General features: G+C 39.4%; 15 protein-coding genes. 9 read left to right on the forward strand and 6 right to left on the reverse strand.

What is annotated here, in order from left to right; all coding sequences use genetic code 11:
* The first annotated feature begins 59 nt into the window (after positions 1 to 59).
* The gene (locus tag BIZ36_RS04630; RefSeq protein ID WP_187456701.1) at positions 60 to 1,061 is read left to right on the forward strand and encodes an NAD(P)H-dependent glycerol-3-phosphate dehydrogenase; all 1,002 of its coding nucleotides are present in this window, start codon (positions 60 to 62) and stop codon (positions 1,059 to 1,061) included.
* Here the strand turns inward: BIZ36_RS04630 and BIZ36_RS04635 are convergent, their stop codons facing one another.
* The 3 genes from BIZ36_RS04635 to BIZ36_RS04645 all read right to left on the reverse strand — a co-directional run bounded on the left by BIZ36_RS04635 (position 1,062) and on the right by BIZ36_RS04645 (position 4,818).
* Positions 1,062 to 2,729, reverse strand: a complete 1,668-nt coding sequence (locus BIZ36_RS04635) for a glycerol-3-phosphate dehydrogenase/oxidase (protein ID WP_353616813.1) — start codon at positions 2,727 to 2,729, stop codon at positions 1,062 to 1,064.
* Positions 2,730 to 2,768: 39 nt separating this feature from the next.
* Positions 2,769 to 4,250 (reverse strand): glycerol kinase GlpK, encoded by a 1,482-nt coding sequence (gene glpK / locus BIZ36_RS04640; protein WP_187456702.1) that lies wholly within the window; start codon positions 4,248 to 4,250, stop codon positions 2,769 to 2,771.
* Positions 4,251 to 4,401: 151 nt separating this feature from the next.
* On the reverse strand, positions 4,402 to 4,818 hold the full coding sequence (locus BIZ36_RS04645) for a hypothetical protein (RefSeq protein ID WP_222937232.1): 417 nt from the start codon (positions 4,816 to 4,818) through the stop codon (positions 4,402 to 4,404).
* Between the two features lie 30 nt (positions 4,819 to 4,848).
* On the opposite strand from BIZ36_RS04645, the gene BIZ36_RS04650 reads away from it, so the two are divergent.
* From BIZ36_RS04650 to BIZ36_RS04685, 8 genes are all read left to right on the forward strand, one after another.
* On the forward strand, positions 4,849 to 5,382 hold the full coding sequence (locus tag BIZ36_RS04650; RefSeq protein WP_187456703.1) for a CvpA family protein: 534 nt from the start codon (positions 4,849 to 4,851) through the stop codon (positions 5,380 to 5,382).
* A gap of 238 nt (positions 5,383 to 5,620) precedes the next feature.
* Positions 5,621 to 6,097: a CAP domain-containing protein gene (locus BIZ36_RS04655; protein WP_187456704.1), complete on the forward strand. Its 477-nt coding sequence runs from the start codon at positions 5,621 to 5,623 to the stop codon at positions 6,095 to 6,097.
* 160 nt (positions 6,098 to 6,257) lie between these two features.
* Complete coding sequence (locus tag BIZ36_RS04660) at positions 6,258 to 6,797, forward strand: 3-hydroxyanthranilate 3,4-dioxygenase (RefSeq protein WP_187456705.1); 540 nt, start codon at positions 6,258 to 6,260, stop codon at positions 6,795 to 6,797.
* Between the two features lie 146 nt (positions 6,798 to 6,943).
* Positions 6,944 to 8,476 carry a CHASE domain-containing protein gene (locus tag BIZ36_RS04665; RefSeq protein WP_187456706.1) on the forward strand — a complete coding sequence of 511 codons (1,533 nt, stop codon included), beginning with the start codon at positions 6,944 to 6,946 and terminating at the stop codon, positions 8,474 to 8,476.
* 41 nt (positions 8,477 to 8,517) lie between these two features.
* The gene (locus BIZ36_RS04670) at positions 8,518 to 8,877 is read left to right on the forward strand and encodes a DUF1304 domain-containing protein (RefSeq protein WP_187456707.1); all 360 of its coding nucleotides are present in this window, start codon (positions 8,518 to 8,520) and stop codon (positions 8,875 to 8,877) included.
* 113 nt (positions 8,878 to 8,990) lie between these two features.
* Positions 8,991 to 10,541, forward strand: a complete 1,551-nt coding sequence (gene amaB / locus BIZ36_RS04675; protein ID WP_187456708.1) for an L-piperidine-6-carboxylate dehydrogenase — start codon at positions 8,991 to 8,993, stop codon at positions 10,539 to 10,541.
* A 570-nt stretch (positions 10,542 to 11,111) separates the two neighbouring features.
* Positions 11,112 to 12,026, forward strand: coding sequence for an OmpA family protein (locus BIZ36_RS04680; protein WP_187456709.1), 915 nt, complete (start codon positions 11,112 to 11,114; stop codon positions 12,024 to 12,026).
* A gap of 22 nt (positions 12,027 to 12,048) precedes the next feature.
* On the forward strand, positions 12,049 to 12,645 hold the full coding sequence (locus BIZ36_RS04685; protein WP_187456710.1) for a hypothetical protein: 597 nt from the start codon (positions 12,049 to 12,051) through the stop codon (positions 12,643 to 12,645).
* Between the two features lie 61 nt (positions 12,646 to 12,706).
* On the opposite strand, the gene BIZ36_RS04690 is transcribed toward BIZ36_RS04685, so the two are convergent.
* The 3 genes from BIZ36_RS04690 to BIZ36_RS20710 form a co-directional block, all read right to left on the reverse strand.
* On the reverse strand, positions 12,707 to 13,705 hold the full coding sequence (locus BIZ36_RS04690) for an acyl-ACP desaturase (protein ID WP_187456711.1): 999 nt from the start codon (positions 13,703 to 13,705) through the stop codon (positions 12,707 to 12,709).
* Between the two features lie 63 nt (positions 13,706 to 13,768).
* Complete coding sequence (locus BIZ36_RS04695; RefSeq protein WP_187456712.1) at positions 13,769 to 14,494, reverse strand: metallophosphoesterase; 726 nt, start codon at positions 14,492 to 14,494, stop codon at positions 13,769 to 13,771.
* Positions 14,491 to 15,573 (reverse strand): TFIIB-type zinc ribbon-containing protein, encoded by a 1,083-nt coding sequence (locus BIZ36_RS20710; RefSeq protein ID WP_222937234.1) that lies wholly within the window; start codon positions 15,571 to 15,573, stop codon positions 14,491 to 14,493. Before BIZ36_RS20710 ends, BIZ36_RS04695 begins: the two co-directional genes overlap by 4 nt.
* Positions 15,574 to 15,592 lie beyond the last annotated feature (19 nt).

The raw sequence follows: 15,592 nt of genomic DNA on the forward strand, positions 1-15,592 counted from the left end.
GTGAAACTTGATTATTTACTTAGCTTTGCCAAGTAAAAAGTACACCCCTTATCTAACTTATGAAGAAAGACCCTAAATTTGCCGTTTTTGGAGGAGGTAGCTGGGCCACCGCTATTGTTAAAATGCTATGTGAGAATCAAAAGAAGGTGGGTTGGTATATGAGAAACCCAGATGCTATTGGGTTCATAAAAATTCAACAACACAATCCCAACTACCTTACATCTGTTACTTTTGACACGGAACAGCTGAACCTCACGGACGACCTTAACCAAGCCGTAACCGATGCGGATATTCTCATTTTTGCCATTCCATCGGCATTTTTACAAACAGAACTTGAGAAATTGACCGTGCCCATTTCGGACAAAATCATTTTTTCTGCCATTAAGGGAATTGTGCCCGAAACCGGACTAATTGTGGGCGAACATTTCCATGAAACGTATGATATTCCGTTTAAGAACATAGGTGTTATCACAGGGCCTTGTCATGCAGAAGAGGTAGCCATGGAACGTTTATCCTATCTAACCATTGCCTGTGCAGACACCCAAAAGGCCTCTTACGTTGCAAAAAACCTCAGTTGTAGTTATATAAAGACCAAAGTTACCAAAGATATTATAGGCACCGAATATGCTGCCATGCTCAAGAATATTTATGCTATTGCAGCAGGAATTGCGCATGGATTGGGATATGGGGACAATTTTCAAAGTGTGTTGATGAGCAACGCCATTAGGGAAATGAAAAGGTTTACCAAACGTATTCACAAAATTGACCGGAACATAAACGATTCTGCCTATTTAGGCGATTTATTGGTAACCGGATATTCTACTTTTAGCCGCAACCGCATGTTCGGGAACATGATCGGAAAAGGATATACCGTAAAAAGTGCCCAAATGGAAATGAATATGGTTGCCGAAGGGTATTATGCCACAAAGAGCGCCTTTTTAATTAAATCCAAATTGGACAAAAAAGTAAAGACGCCCATTATCAATGCGGTTTACAAGGTTCTTTATGAAGCTAAAAACCCGAAAAAAGTATTTTTAGAACTTACCGAAAAGTTAGACTGATTACGCCCGATCTAACGAAAAATTGGAATGGTCGTCCAATTCGGCCTCCAGAGTGTTTCGCCATGCGTTGATTTTGGCATCGTTCAAATCAAAATACTTTTTGAATTCCTCCAAGATTGGGTCTAGCAGAGTTCGCATTCCATCAATATCAAAATACAGTCTGCCGGTTCTTCTAATAAAGAAGTCCATAGGGTTCTGAACCATTTCATATTCTATGCAAAAACGCAACTCTGCCTTGGCCATTCGAATATGAACATCCGCATCATTTAGTTCTTGGTAATATTCCAAAATCCTGTCTGTCTGTTTCCCATAGTTAGTGACCAAAAACCAGGCATCGTGCTCCGTAAATCCGTTTTTTTCAATTCTTTCAAAAACCTGTTTGATATACTTTTTTACGTGTTTGTATTTTTTGAAGTCCACATTCCCGCAGAGGGCGATTTTATCCGTAAAACACTCTTTGAGTTCAGTGTCATGGTCCTCTTCCATTTTTTTGGCAATACGGTTCACCACTCGTTCAGCCATTTTACGATAGCCCGTAAGTTTACCTCCAGCTATGCTAACCAAACCAGTGTCCGATGTAAAAATTTCATCCTTTCTGGATAATTCCGAAGCAGATTTTCCTTCTTCATGGATTAAAGGTCTTAATCCGGCCCAAGAAGAAATGATATCCTCCATTTCCAGCTCAATCTTTGGAAACATATTGTTAACCGCGGAAATAAGGTAAATGGCATCTGCCAAATCTGTTCGCACGCTATCCTTATCTTTGTTGTAATTGGTATCCGTAGTACCTATGTAGGTTATTTTACCTCTAGGGATAGCGAACATCATCCGGCCATCTGGGATATCAAAATAAACCGATTGTTTCACAGGTAGTTTTTCCCAAGGGAATACCAAGTGAACACCTTTGGTTAAATGTAATTGTTTCCCTTTTTTGGAATTGTTCTTACTTCTTAGTTCATCTACCCAAGGACCTGCAGCACTAATTACGTACTTGGATTTTATTTTAAAAGTTTTATCCGTAAGTACATCTTTTACTTCTACTCCAGCAACCTTGTCCTTTTTGTAAACAAAATCTTCTACGGATGCATAATTAAGTGCCCGTGCCCCGAATAATAAACTAGTTTTAAGGTTTTCTATGGTAAGGCGCGCATCATCCGTACGGTATTCCGCATAATAACCGGCACCTTTCAATATTTTTTTGGGAAGTAGGGGTTCCAGTTTGAGCGCTTCTTTCTTCTCTAACATCTGCCTTTTATCATCCCCGGAAACCTGGGCCAAAATATCATACACTTTAAGACCTATGGAAGTTAGCCATTTTCCATAGGAACCATTTTCAATGAGCGGCAACAACATTTTCTCCGGAATGACCAGATGTGGTGCCAATTTATGAACGATTGCACGTTCTGAACCCACTTCTTTCACCAGCCAAAAATCAAATTGCTTCAAATATCTGAGACCGCCATGAATAAGCTTGGTAGACTTACTACTGGTCCCAGAAGCAAAATCACCTTTTTCAACCAAGGCTACTTTTAGACCCCTGCTGGAGGCATCCAGAGCGATTCCAGCTCCGGTGATTCCGCCACCAATGACCACAAGGTCAAAACTTTCCGATGACATTTTTTCAATAGTCCTGTTCCTGTCCAGATTGGAGAACTTAATATTTTTCACTTCGTTATTTTTTATTTTAATATGATCAACAAGAAAAGTTTATTGCTCTTCCCAACCTTTTGTTCGTTCCACGGCCTTTTGCCATTTTTTATATAAACGTTTTCTTTTTACCCGATCAAAACTAGGTTTAAATATGCGGTTCATTGGCCTACTCTCATCCACATCTTCCTGTTTCCACACACCAACTTGAATGCCCGCTAGAAACGCAGCTCCCATAGCTGTAGATTCTATTACTTCAGGTCTATGAACCTCAGAATCCAGAATATCTGCCTGAAATTGCATTAAATAATTATTGGCACAAGCCCCACCATCTACCCGAAGGTTTTTTAATTGAATTCCGGAATCGTCTTCCATGGCCTTTAAAATATCTTTGGTCTGGTAAGCCAAGGATTCTAAAGTTGCCTTTGCCAAATGGGCCTTACCTGTATCTCTGGTCAACCCAAAAATGGCCCCTCTGGCATACATATCCCAGTAAGGCGCACCCAAACCGGCAAACGCAGGGACTACATAGACGGGATTTTCATCTTCCACGGATTCTGCCAAAGCTTCGGTTTCCTTGGCATCCTCTATTAATTCCAGTCCGTCCCTCAACCACTGAATAGCTGCTCCGGCAATAAAAATACTCCCTTCAAGGGCGTAATTTATTTTTCCGTCCAAACCGTAAGCTATGGTAGTCAGAAGTCCGTTTTTGGAAAACTGAGGGTTTTCACCCGTATTCATCAACATGAAACAGCCCGTACCATATGTATTTTTTGCGGTACCCTTTTTAAAACAGGCTTGACCAAAAAGTGCCGCTTGTTGGTCGCCTGCAATTCCTGCGATAGGAATTTTAACCCCTCTAAGTTCATAGTCGCCAAAGTGATACGCCGAAGGCTTTACTTCCGGTAACATTAATTTGGGTATCCCTAAAGCCTTTAAAAGTTTCTCATCCCATTTGAGATCAACAATATTATAGACCATGGTTCGGGAAGCATTGGTATAATCCGTTACATGCTTTTCTTTATTGGTCATGTTCCAAACGAGCCAAGAATCTACCGTACCCATCAATAGGTCTCCATTTTCTGCTTTTTGCCGCGCACCTTCTACATTATCCAAGATCCACTTTACTTTAGTTCCTGAGAAGTAAGAGTCTATGACCAAGCCCGTAGTTTTTCTAACGTGCTCCGTCAAACCTCTGTTTTTAAGGTTTTCACAGATATCTGCCGTACGTTTGTCCTGCCAAACAATAGCGTTATATACAGGCTCCCCTGTAATTTTATCCCAAACCATGGTGGTTTCGCGTTGATTGGTAATGCCAATTGCAGCGATATCACCAGGGGCTACTCTTTCTTTCTCGAGAAGTTCGTCCAAAACTCCCAATTGCGTATCCAAAATTTCTTTTGGGTCATGTTCTACCCAGCCAGATTTTGGGAAAATTTGTTTGAATTCTTTTTGGACCATGCCTTTAATTTGCCCGGCTTCATCCACGAGAAGCGCCCTAGAACTAGTAGTTCCTTGGTCTAAGGATATAATATATTTCATGTAGTGTATGTTGAGTGAGTTGGAATTTAATGAAGCTCTGTTCCTTTAAATCCTATTATGGTTAAATATAGAATTAAAACCACCCAAATCAAAGCTGACCGAGGAGTCATTTCACTCAAAAATGGTGCTCATTCACTTTCCTATAGAGGTATCAGGAAATATAACCGTTATCCACAAAATAATCTACTATGGCCTCTTTCATTAAAACGGCCTGCTCACCGGATTTTAATATGGGCAATTCTTCCTTTATAGTATAATGGGGCCATCCATCTTCATCAAAAAAATCAAACTCATAATAACCGTAAGGTTCTAAAAGTCGGCATATGGCAATATGCATCAATCCTAATTTGTCGTCTTTTTTAAACGTTCTATGGTATTGCCCTAATTCCTGTACCCCTACCAAATAAATAATGGCATCAAGTTCTAATAGGTCACCATCGGAAAACTGCGCCGATAGTTTTTCGACTAAAACATCCCATCTTTCCTTTAAAACAAAATCTCTAGACACCTGCTTACCTGTATTATAGGGTTTCTTTAATGAACAACAATTGACAAAGGTACGAATCAAAAACACTATTTTTGTTTTAATTCAATCAACATGGGATTTCTTGATATTATTTTTGGATTGTTACTGCTCTACGGGCTTTACAAAGGTTTCAAAAATGGACTCTTTATAGAACTTGCCTCTATTGTGGCCCTCGTTGCAGGGATTTTTGGCGCCATTCATTTCTCTTATTATGCTGGTGACTATTTATCCCAAAATATGAATTGGGATGAACGCTACATTAATATTGCCGCTTTTGTAATTACATTTATGGTCATAGTCATTGCCGTTCATTTGGCCGCCAAACTTTTAACAAAAGTGGCAAGTGCTGCCATGCTTGGCCCACTTAACAGAATAGCCGGTGGTATTTTTGGTATTGTAAAGGTAGCCGTGATATTGGGCGCCCTATTGGTCTTCTTTGAAAGAATAAACGAAAGTACGGAAATGGTAGAGGATGAAAAAGTACGGCAGTCCGTCCTTTACGAGCCCATTAAAAAGATTGGGGCGTTTGTTTTTTCTAAAGTATTAAAGGCAAAACGTACGAATGAAATGGAAGAAAATCAACCAAGTGAGGAAATCATCATCTAATAAAAATAACCTCTACTCATTCATCAAAACCCTCCCAGATATGTAATCCAAGACTTACTTAAATCCTACATTGAATTGTATTTCATCGAAAAGAGCATTTATTAACATCCTGCAGCGATATTTTTTTAGATATTCGCCTTATCGATAATCCCCATCGATATTTAGAGAACATGAGAACACCCCCAGATCTCACCTACCCTTCATAAGGGACCTTACCTACTTACAAATAGAACACTATATGAAAATGATTAGGCATTTTGGTGCCTTGGTTTTATTTGTATGTACATTGGCGTCTTGTTCAAAGGAGTCAGTTGAAACTACAAATATCGTTGAGGCCGAGAACGTACCGGAGATTGAAAGTGAACTTTTAGAAGTAGTCAACCAACATAGGTTATCCCTTGGACAAAATTCACTGGAATTTAGCTCTATTGCTTACAAAGAGGCAAATGACCACACAGACTATATGATGGCAGTTGGGTCTTTGAACCATGATAATTTTAGCAAGAGGGCCTCTTCCATTTCTTCAGAGGTCAATGCGGAGTTTGTTGCCGAAAATGTGGCAAAAGACTATGTTAATGCCTCCCAAGCCTTTACCGGTTGGTTAAACAGTAATAACCATAAGGAAACGATGGAAGGAGAATTTACCCATACCGCGGTTAGTGTCAAGAAAAACCAAAACGGGGATTTATATTTTACCCAAATATTTTTCAGATAAGTATTCACCCTTTTTATCATCGTAACTAATCAAGGTTACGGCTATAGTTTATTTTACTTTGGTTAACTTAGCTTTTTATTGCTTAAAAGTTGAGGCCCCACCCCCAATGGGATCAGCTAGTTGACTTAAGCACAAAGTTTAACCTATAAAAGTTAAGACTATGGCCATTAAAGCCCCCTTTAACCTTACACAATGGATTAGTGAAAATCGCGATTCCTTAAAACCACCAGTAGGCAACAAAAACCTTTACAAAGATGCGGGCGACTATATAGTAATGATAGTTGCAGGGCCAAATGCCCGAAAGGACTATCATTACAATGAAACCGAAGAGCTATTCTATCAATTGGAAGGTACTATTGAGGTCCATATTCAGGATGAGGGAAGAAAAAAAACCATGCAACTAGGGCCTGGGGACATGTATCTGCACCCCTCAAAAGTACCTCATTCACCCGTAAGACACGAAGGTAGCATAGGTTTGGTCATTGAGCGAAAGCGAGACCACATGAATGTAGATGATGGCCTTCTCTGGTTTTGTGACAATTGCAACCACAAACTTTATGAGGCTTATTTTACGCTTCATGATATAGAAAAAGACTTTTTGGCCCATTTTAAGCATTTCTATAGCTCCAAAGACCTAAGAACCTGTGATAACTGTGGTACGGTCATGCCTGTAGACGAGCGTTTTATTGCAAAAGATTAAGTTTTTACTATTTCTGAAATAGAATTGATTGGCAGGTCGTTCCCCAAGTATTTACCCAGCTTTCTAAAATGTCCAAATTTCAAACATTCAAATATCTATCAGTATTCTTAATAGGAATATGTATATCCTTTGTTGTTTTTTACAACATGAATCAAAAGGCCCTCCTAACCAAGCAAGAGGCAGTAAACAACGCCATTTCCAGGTCGCTCATAAAAATTGAGGATGAAATCAACAAAATCAATCTTGTTATGGAATCCATGAATTTTTTCTTTGAAAACCATGAAGATGTTTCACAAGAACTTTTTGAAAGATTTACAGACCCTTATTTAATGGAATTAAGAAACATCGGAGCTTTGGAATGGGCCCCACGGATAGACACTGTTGCCAAAAATGAAACAACAGAGGATATACCGGACATAACCACAACGGATACAGAGGGTAACTTTGTTACAGTTGACTCAAAGAGTGTTCATTATCCTATTGTTCTTTTAAATCCGTTAGAGCCTTTAAAAGATGCCCTAGGTTTTGACAACTATTCTGAAACAACGCGAAAAACGGCCATAGATCTGGCTATATCTTCCAATCAAACTACCATAACCGCTCCAGTACAACTGGTTCAAAAGAACAATGGATTACCAGGTTTTTTGGCTATAAAAGCCGTTAAAAATCCTAAGACCAAAGAAACAAAGGGAATAGTTGCTGCCATATATCGCATGGATATCTTCATTAACCGAACTTTGAAAAACGAACTTCCTCTGATGCATATGGCGCTGACGGATTCTGCCGCTCAATCCTCTCCGCTATTTTCAAATTTCAAGGACAGTTCGCAAACTATTGTAAATAAAAAATCAATAATAAAAAGTGTGAAAGCCTCCAACCGGGTCTGGAACGTTCATTTTTTACCAAAACGCGATTATTTTGCCTACCCCCATGTACCGGAATCCTACATCATTTTATTATTGGGTATTTTGACTACAGGACTAATTCTCTACACTATTAAGAAAAACGATGAATACCACGATCGTTTAGAGGCCCGGGTTCAAATTAGGACCAGTGAGTTGGAAGCCTCCAATAAAATGAAGGAAAATTTGTTACGAGAGATTCATCATAGGGTAAAAAACAATTTGCAGATTACCTCTAGCTTAATGAATATGCAAAAGCGAAAATTGGTAAGCAAGGAGGCAATTACGGCCTTATCCGATAGTCAGGCAAGAATTTCTGCCATCGCCCTTACGCATCAAAAAATCTATCAGGACAAGGATTCCAAAGCGGTTAACCTTCATGATTATTTGGTGGATTTAATGGAATATCAAAAAAAAATATCCCCGTCGTTCACCTACAAAATTGATTGCCCTTATGTTTCCGTAGACCTTGACCGCGCGGTACCCCTTGCCTTAATTATTTCAGAATTGGTTACCAATGCCGTAAAACATGCTTACCCAGATACTACCAAATACAATGAACTTTCTATAGATGTAAGTCGAATTGATGAAGAAAACGTCTTTCTAAGCATCAGGGACAATGGCAAAGGCCTCCCCGAAGGATTTGAACTCGAACAGGCAGAGGGTATTGGCTTTGAAATTATCCGTGCCCTATGCAGACAGATTACTGCTACCCTAACTTATGCGTCAACCGAAGAGGGTACCCAGTTTGATTTGAAGTTCAAAAACCTTAGTTAAATTTTAAATCCAATTAAAATTGATTTTGGTTATCTTTAGATATGATAGTTAAGATTCTCATAGGTCTAGTTGCCCTGCTCCATTTATATTTTATGTGGTTTGAAATGTTTGCCTGGACAACTAGAGGAAGAAAAATCTTTAAAGGGTTTCCTTCAGAATTATTTGAACCTACCAAACCTATGGCAGCCAACCAAGGTCTTTATAATGGCTTTTTGGCCGCAGGGCTTATTTGGACCTTTTTTATTACCAATATTACTTGGCAAACAAATATTTCTTTATTCTTTCTATCCTGTGTCTCGGTGGCTGGTATTTTTGGAGCCATTACGGCTGATAAGAAAATTTTCTTTGTTCAAGCACTTCCGGCCCTACTTGGAATTATATTCCTCCTTTTACGATTTTAAATATCCTTTTTCATTTCGGCCAGAACGGAAAGTATTAAAATGTTCAATCCATCATCCAATAGCGTATATTTGGGTAAAAATATAACATTACAACTATAAATAGTTATAAAATTATGGATAAATCAATTTCCTTCGGCATTGAAGATGCCTTGAAAAAATTAAGTATTGAACACCATAATAGCGGTACTTCCACGGGTTCAAGCTTTTTTGGAAATGGTCATGAAATTCTATCTAGTAGCCCAGTAGATGGAAATTTGATTGCTAAAGTAAATACTACTACCAGGGAAGATTATGATAAAGTAGTTGGTACTGCGTCACTCGCATTTAAAAAATGGAGGACCGTACCTGCGCCACAGCGCGGGGAAATCGTGAGACAGTTTGGCAATAGGTTAAGGGAACTTAAGGAACCGTTGGGGAAACTGGTTTCCTATGAAATGGGAAAAAGTTATCAAGAGGGACTGGGAGAAGTACAGGAAATGATAGATATATGCGATTTTGCGGTAGGCTTATCCAGACAGCTGCATGGTCTCACCATGCACTCTGAGAGACCGGGCCACCGCATGTATGAACAATACCACCCCCTTGGTATTGTGGGTATTATTTCAGCCTTTAACTTTCCTGTTGCCGTTTGGGCCTGGAACACGGCCCTTGCCTGGGTTTGTGGTGATGTTTGTATTTGGAAGCCATCTGAAAAAACTCCCTTATGTGCCATTGCTTGTCAAAAAATTGCTGCAGATGTCTTCAAGGAGAACAACCTCCCGGAAGGTATTTCATGTCTTGTAAACGGGGATTATAGCGTAGGTGAATATCTCTCCAATGACAAAAGAATTCCCTTGGTATCTGCTACTGGCTCCATACGTATGGGAAAAATTGTAGCTCAAGCGGTTGCCTCCAGACTCGGAAAATCCTTATTGGAGCTAGGCGGAAACAATGCTATTATTGTTACTCCTGATGCCGATATAAAAATGACCATTATAGGAGCTATTTTTGGGGCGGTAGGTACTGCTGGCCAACGTTGCACTAGTACAAGAAGGCTTATTATACATGAAAAAATATACGATCAAGTAAAAAATGCCTTAATAGATGCTTACTCTCAATTAAAAATTGGGAATCCATTGGATGAAACCATTCACGTAGGCCCATTAATTGATACCGACGCCGTAGAAAATTACAAGAGAGCCTTGCTTCAAGTAGTTGAACAAGGAGGCAACCTATTGGTAGAAGGAGGCCAGCTCACTGGAGAAGGTTATGAAAGTGGTTGCTATGTGAAACCTGCCATTGCGGAGGCGGAACCTTCCTTTGAAATTGTCCAAAATGAAACTTTTGCCCCCATCCTTTATCTTTTAAAATACACAGGCTCGGTAGAAAATGCCATTGAGATTCAAAACAGCGTAGTACAGGGCCTATCCTCTGCAATTATGACAAATAATCTAAGGGAGGCAGAGCGATTTTTATCCGCAGAAGGAAGTGATTGTGGTATAGCGAATGTAAATATTGGAACCTCGGGAGCTGAAATTGGTGGAGCATTTGGTGGGGAAAAAGAAACAGGAGGAGGACGCGAAAGTGGTTCGGATGCCTGGAAAATCTACATGAGAAGACAGACCAACACCATCAATTACACAACAGAGCTACCTTTGGCACAAGGAATAAAGTTTGATTTGTAAAGAGTAAAACCCGCCTATTTTCTTCCTTGCCCTTCCCCCGAACAGACAAGAATCAATAAAACGGGTTTTTAAACTAAACTAACTCAAACAACTCTGCTTCTTACAAAGCAGTTTTCCAATACTATAAAACCAACATGTTTAAACATGTTGGTTATTTTATTTATATGAATCGTACTACTTCCGTATTCAAAGTATTGAAAATCGCCCTTTAATCTCACCCAGTTTTCAAGAATCTTTTCAGTCATTTTTAAAAGGGACGATAAATATAGAAAAGCGAAACCTATCAATACACATTATTTGTATGAATGGTAGATAATCATGTATCAATGTCAAGGAACAGAAAATAAGTGTTCCAAAATAGTGTATAAATGGTAATTATCACATGGCATTTCATCGATTAACTATAGCTTTTAAAGGTTAAAGCAAAATCCTGAAGCCAGACAAAAATAAGAACCAAGTACAATTAACAGTATATAACCCACTATTTATGAAGAATTAAGAGGGGAATTTTAACAGGTGTTGTGGTTTTTTTTAATACATTGTAGATGAAACACTTAACATTGAACAACCATGACTAGAACAACAACCAACCTGCTTGGAATTGTCATTACCATTTTAGCGGGTATTTACTTCTACATGACCTGCTGTAGCAGTTGCCTTCAGGAAGCTAAAGCTACTGAACCGGAGCAGGTAAATGCACCCCCTCCAAAGGTACAGGAACCTACAAACAATCCCTTTGTACTATCGGATGGAGATTTAAATTATAAAACGGAAGACAACTTTAATTTTAGGCTTTCCTCCAACGAATTCATACAACCCCTTTCCAATAATGTGGCAACGGGCATTTCTTCAAATTTGAGCAATTATTTAGCTGAACAAGAAAACAAAGTGGTGAACCTAGTGGGCTATTACAAGAGCGACGAGGAAAACAATACTGCCTTTCCCAACCTTGGAGTGGCCAGGGCCAATTCAGTTAAAAATTACCTAATAGCCCAAAATATTCCATCGTCAAAAATCAATATTGATGGAGAACTTAAGGATGTAATGTTGCCGGATGGTGACATTCTAAAGGGACCCATAGACTTTAAACTTGACGAAGTGGCAGCAAATGCCCAGGAGGAACTTAATGCACTCTACAAAAAAATAAAAGACAACCCTTTAATCCTTTATTTTAACACAGCGGAAGCCTCAATAGCTCTTAATGCGGAACAAAGACAAAAAGTAGCGGATATAACCCGGTATTTAGACAAGGTACCGGATGCACTTTGCGAAATAACCGGCTATACAGATAGTAAAGGCTCCAACGACACTAATATTCGATTAGGGCAAGAAAGAGCAGATTTTGCCAAGTCTTATTTGGTCAGCAATGGTATCTCTGAAAATAAAATTACCACGGCTTCAAAAGGTAAGGCGAACCCAATAGCCACTAATGAGACGGAAGAAGGGCGAGCAAAGAACAGAAGAACCGTAATATCTATTAAATAATCAACCTTAAATCTTTAAAAAAATGAATTTTGAAAACATGAATATTTGGTGTTGGATAATCCCACTACTTGTAGGACTTCTTTGTGCTCTTTTTGGATATCTTCTTGGAAAAGGTAAAAGTGAAACTGTTATAGACCACTCCGCGGAATTAAAGCAATGCAGGGATACAAATGCCAAGCTGCAGGCAGATTTGGATGCCTGTACTAAGAAACTCTCCGAAAAACCAGTTTCCACTCCCCAACCAATGCCTAGCAGTACTTCCAATATTACTAGCTCTTTTGGAGCTACAGCCGAGGTAGAGGCTGCACCCGTGCCAATACCTTTTGATGCCGCTGCGGCGAAGGCCGTATTCGGCAAAAATATTAAACAAGATGACCTAAAGGTCATTGAAGGGATTGGGCCAAAAATTGAAGGCCTCTTTAAGGGAGCCGATATAGCTACTTGGAAAGCACTTTCCGAGACTTCCGTTGCCAGTTGTAAAGAAGTGTTGGCCACCGGTGGAGAACGTTATAGGATACACGACCCCTCTTCTTGGCCTATGCAAGCAAAGATGTGCTATGAAGGCAAATGGGCAGAGTTGGCCAAATGGCAAGACGAACACGATCATGGTCGATTATAATTTAACAAGGCATAAAAAAACCGGCTTCTTCCAAAGCCGGTTTTTTAAATTATGGTCATCATTACAGCATACCGTTGGCCTCAACCCAACTGAATTTGTATTGATCTTCAGGGAACTTCATCCTCTCGGCTATCCTTTCCAGACGTGCAGGAAGTTTGATTAAATAATCCCTAGCTTTTTCCGCCTCGTCAGATAAGCTTCTTACGTTTTCAAGCTCCCAATACTTATTCAGTTTCCTTAAGATATCTACATAATCTTGAGCTGTATACACCCCTAGCCTTTGTGCACAATTGGAAAAATTCTCAAAAGCTTCCCCGATCATACCACCAGATTCCCTTAAAAAATGGGCGGGCATTACAATTTTCTTTTTCATCATATCGGCGAATGCCAACATCATGCCTGAAGGATCTTCACCAAAAATGGTCTTCACAAACTCTCTATACGCCAAGTGGTGCCTCATTTCATCCCCGGCAATAATCGTGCACATTTTACCTAAAAGCACATTGCCTTTTTTTCTAGCCATTTGGCCTACTCTTTTATGCGAAATATTAGTAGCCAATTCTTGGAAGGACGTATATACAAAGTTTTTATAGGGATCCCTATCGGTACCAATATCAAAACCGTCAGATATTAAATGCTGCGTGGTAATTTCAATCTCTCTCATATTCACCCTACCGGAAAGGTATAAGTATTTATTCAATACATCTCCATGCCTATTTTCTTCAGCCGTCCATGCACGAACCCATTTTGCCCAACCGTTTCTCTTGTTCTCGCCATGCTGATCAATACCTTCAACATCCATTAACCAAGATTCATAGGTAGGCAAAGCTTCCTCGGTAATGGTATCTGCTACCATGGTAACCCAAAAATCATATCCCAATTCCTTGGATTCTCCCCTTAATTCTCTAACGGCCTCCAAAAAATTGTCACTTTCAGAATCCGGCAAAAAGTCGCTGGGTTGCCAAATTTTTTCCACTGGAAGCAGAAAAGAATCCATAAACCCTTCAACCTGAGGCTCTATAGCCTGCATCACTTCTAATCTTATATTCTTTTCTGGCATGTTATGCTTTTTTACAAATTTCGTCAATAATTTAGTCAATTAGCAGAAATAGGAAGGCTATTTTTAATTTCTTCCTTGCTCATTTGGATAGAGCATTTCCACTGGGTCACTTTGCCAAACCTCCTTCGTATCTACATCTAACATGGAAAGCGGTCCTTTAAAGGCAGCTCCCGTATCTACATTCCATACGTTAGCGGCCATTTTTGGCTCTGCAATACCAGTTTTTGTTATGGGGGTATGACCAATAAAAATTTCTTTGTAATGGCTCAATCTCTTTGGATACCTTGTATCTTCAGGGCTTAAATCTGGATTAAGGGAACAGGCCAGTTCCCAAAGTGTACGGTCCCAATAGAATGTCTGCTCAAAATATTCAAACTCTATACCTTTTAAGTTGGTAAAACCGGCATGAAGGTAAAGCCTACCTTCCGTATCAAGGTGATAATTCCTTAGGGAATCATAAAATTGAAGATGGTCTGCAATGGTCTTTTGATCGGCCTTGTCATAGGAAGCCCTAGTCGCAGTTCCTCCATGTTGAAGCCAAATTGGATTGTGTTTTTTATAGAGCAACCAATCTTGCGCCAAGACATCATGATTACCTCTAATAAAAATACAATTATGGGTCTTCTTTAGTTCGATCAAAAATGAAACAGTTTCAACCGCAGTGCTCCACCCATCTACGTAATCACCTAAAAATATGAGCTGATCTTCTTTTGTAACTTTTGCCCGATTTAAGAGTTGCTCCAAGCCTCGCAACCCAGAATGGATATCACCTATTGCTAATGTTCTCATTGGGCAAAAATCGCAATTATAGCTATGATAGCAAGGACAAACACTACCAAAAAGAAAATTTTCCAAAAAGAATAGGGTCTTGTACCACTCAAAGCTCCGGTCTGGCCATTTATAAAAAAACGGTATTCCTTTCCGTTATAAGCGTAAGAGCTAATAAAAACTGGCAAAAGCACGTGTTTAAATTTTTCATCACTGAGTTTGATATCCGCGTGATGAATTCTTTGGGTATCGCCTCCAATATCCCTACGTATCCAGGTATAGGCAATATCCTTTGCTTTTTGAAAGGACAGATGATGCCCCTCTTTTAAAGATACCGTATATTTTTCCGTTACAAAACCACTAAGATATTTGGAGTTGAACGGAACCAATTCTTTTAAATTCCATGTAGCAATTTCTGTAGGTATATCCCTTCTCTTTTTTTCTGATGCATTGATTAAAATATCATCTACGAAACCATTGACCCTCCCGGCTGCATGAGACCAACGCGTTTTCCTAACTTGTTTATTCTTATATCCTTGCTTGGTACGTACACGTTTGGTTTCATAAAAATAATCTCCCCTTTGTCCTTGATATTGAGCAAATAGATTAGCATCAAAGGTCCAAAAAGGCAGATATAGTCCGTGAAGTCCCTCTGGATCCAGTGCGGCCCTTTTCAATTTATTGGGAGCAAACCAAATACCATTTACCCAGTTTTTAAAAATAATCTTGGACTTTTGGTCGTCCAATTTAAAGGGGATTAAGGCCCCGGGCAAAATCCACCCCTCTTTTTCTTCATCCTCCTTAATAAGCGGCTCACTGCAATATACACACTTCAAGGATTTGTAATTATCCTCCACATGTTGGTTTGCACCACAATTTTTACAATGTAACAGGCTAATAGTATCCGTATATGCATTTTGACCTACCGCTTGCAAGTAGTGTTGTAGCTCCAATTCTTCAAAACTACTTTTGGCCTGTTCAATAAATTCTTCGTAGCCACAGTACTCACACTTTAATTGATGCGAACCAGGTTTAAATTTTAATTCTGCACCACAGTTGGCACATGATTTTTTATGTTCAGACTTTTGGGATTCTTCCATAAAAACAATTGGCTTTCAA

The organism is Cytophaga sp. FL35 (assembly GCF_014349235.1).
Classification (GTDB): domain Bacteria; phylum Bacteroidota; class Bacteroidia; order Flavobacteriales; family Flavobacteriaceae; genus Euzebyella.

Coding starts and splice junctions, on each gene's coding strand:
- BIZ36_RS04630 (WP_187456701.1), top strand. CDS start 60: ATGAAGAAAGACCCTAAATTTGCCGTTTTTGGAGGAGGTAGCTGGGCC.
- glpK (WP_187456702.1), bottom strand. CDS start 4,250: ATGAAATATATTATATCCTTAGACCAAGGAACTACTAGTTCTAGGGCG.
- BIZ36_RS04650 (WP_187456703.1), top strand. CDS start 4,849: ATGGGATTTCTTGATATTATTTTTGGATTGTTACTGCTCTACGGGCTT.
- BIZ36_RS04655 (WP_187456704.1), top strand. CDS start 5,621: ATGAAAATGATTAGGCATTTTGGTGCCTTGGTTTTATTTGTATGTACA.
- BIZ36_RS04660 (WP_187456705.1), top strand. CDS start 6,258: ATGGCCATTAAAGCCCCCTTTAACCTTACACAATGGATTAGTGAAAAT.
- BIZ36_RS04665 (WP_187456706.1), top strand. CDS start 6,944: ATGAATCAAAAGGCCCTCCTAACCAAGCAAGAGGCAGTAAACAACGCC.
- BIZ36_RS04670 (WP_187456707.1), top strand. CDS start 8,518: ATGATAGTTAAGATTCTCATAGGTCTAGTTGCCCTGCTCCATTTATAT.
- amaB (WP_187456708.1), top strand. CDS start 8,991: ATGGATAAATCAATTTCCTTCGGCATTGAAGATGCCTTGAAAAAATTA.
- BIZ36_RS04680 (WP_187456709.1), top strand. CDS start 11,112: ATGACTAGAACAACAACCAACCTGCTTGGAATTGTCATTACCATTTTA.
- BIZ36_RS04685 (WP_187456710.1), top strand. CDS start 12,049: ATGAATTTTGAAAACATGAATATTTGGTGTTGGATAATCCCACTACTT.
- BIZ36_RS04690 (WP_187456711.1), bottom strand. CDS start 13,705: ATGCCAGAAAAGAATATAAGATTAGAAGTGATGCAGGCTATAGAGCCT.
- BIZ36_RS04695 (WP_187456712.1), bottom strand. CDS start 14,494: ATGAGAACATTAGCAATAGGTGATATCCATTCTGGGTTGCGAGGCTTG.
- BIZ36_RS20710 (WP_222937234.1), bottom strand. CDS start 15,573: ATGGAAGAATCCCAAAAGTCTGAACATAAAAAATCATGTGCCAACTGT.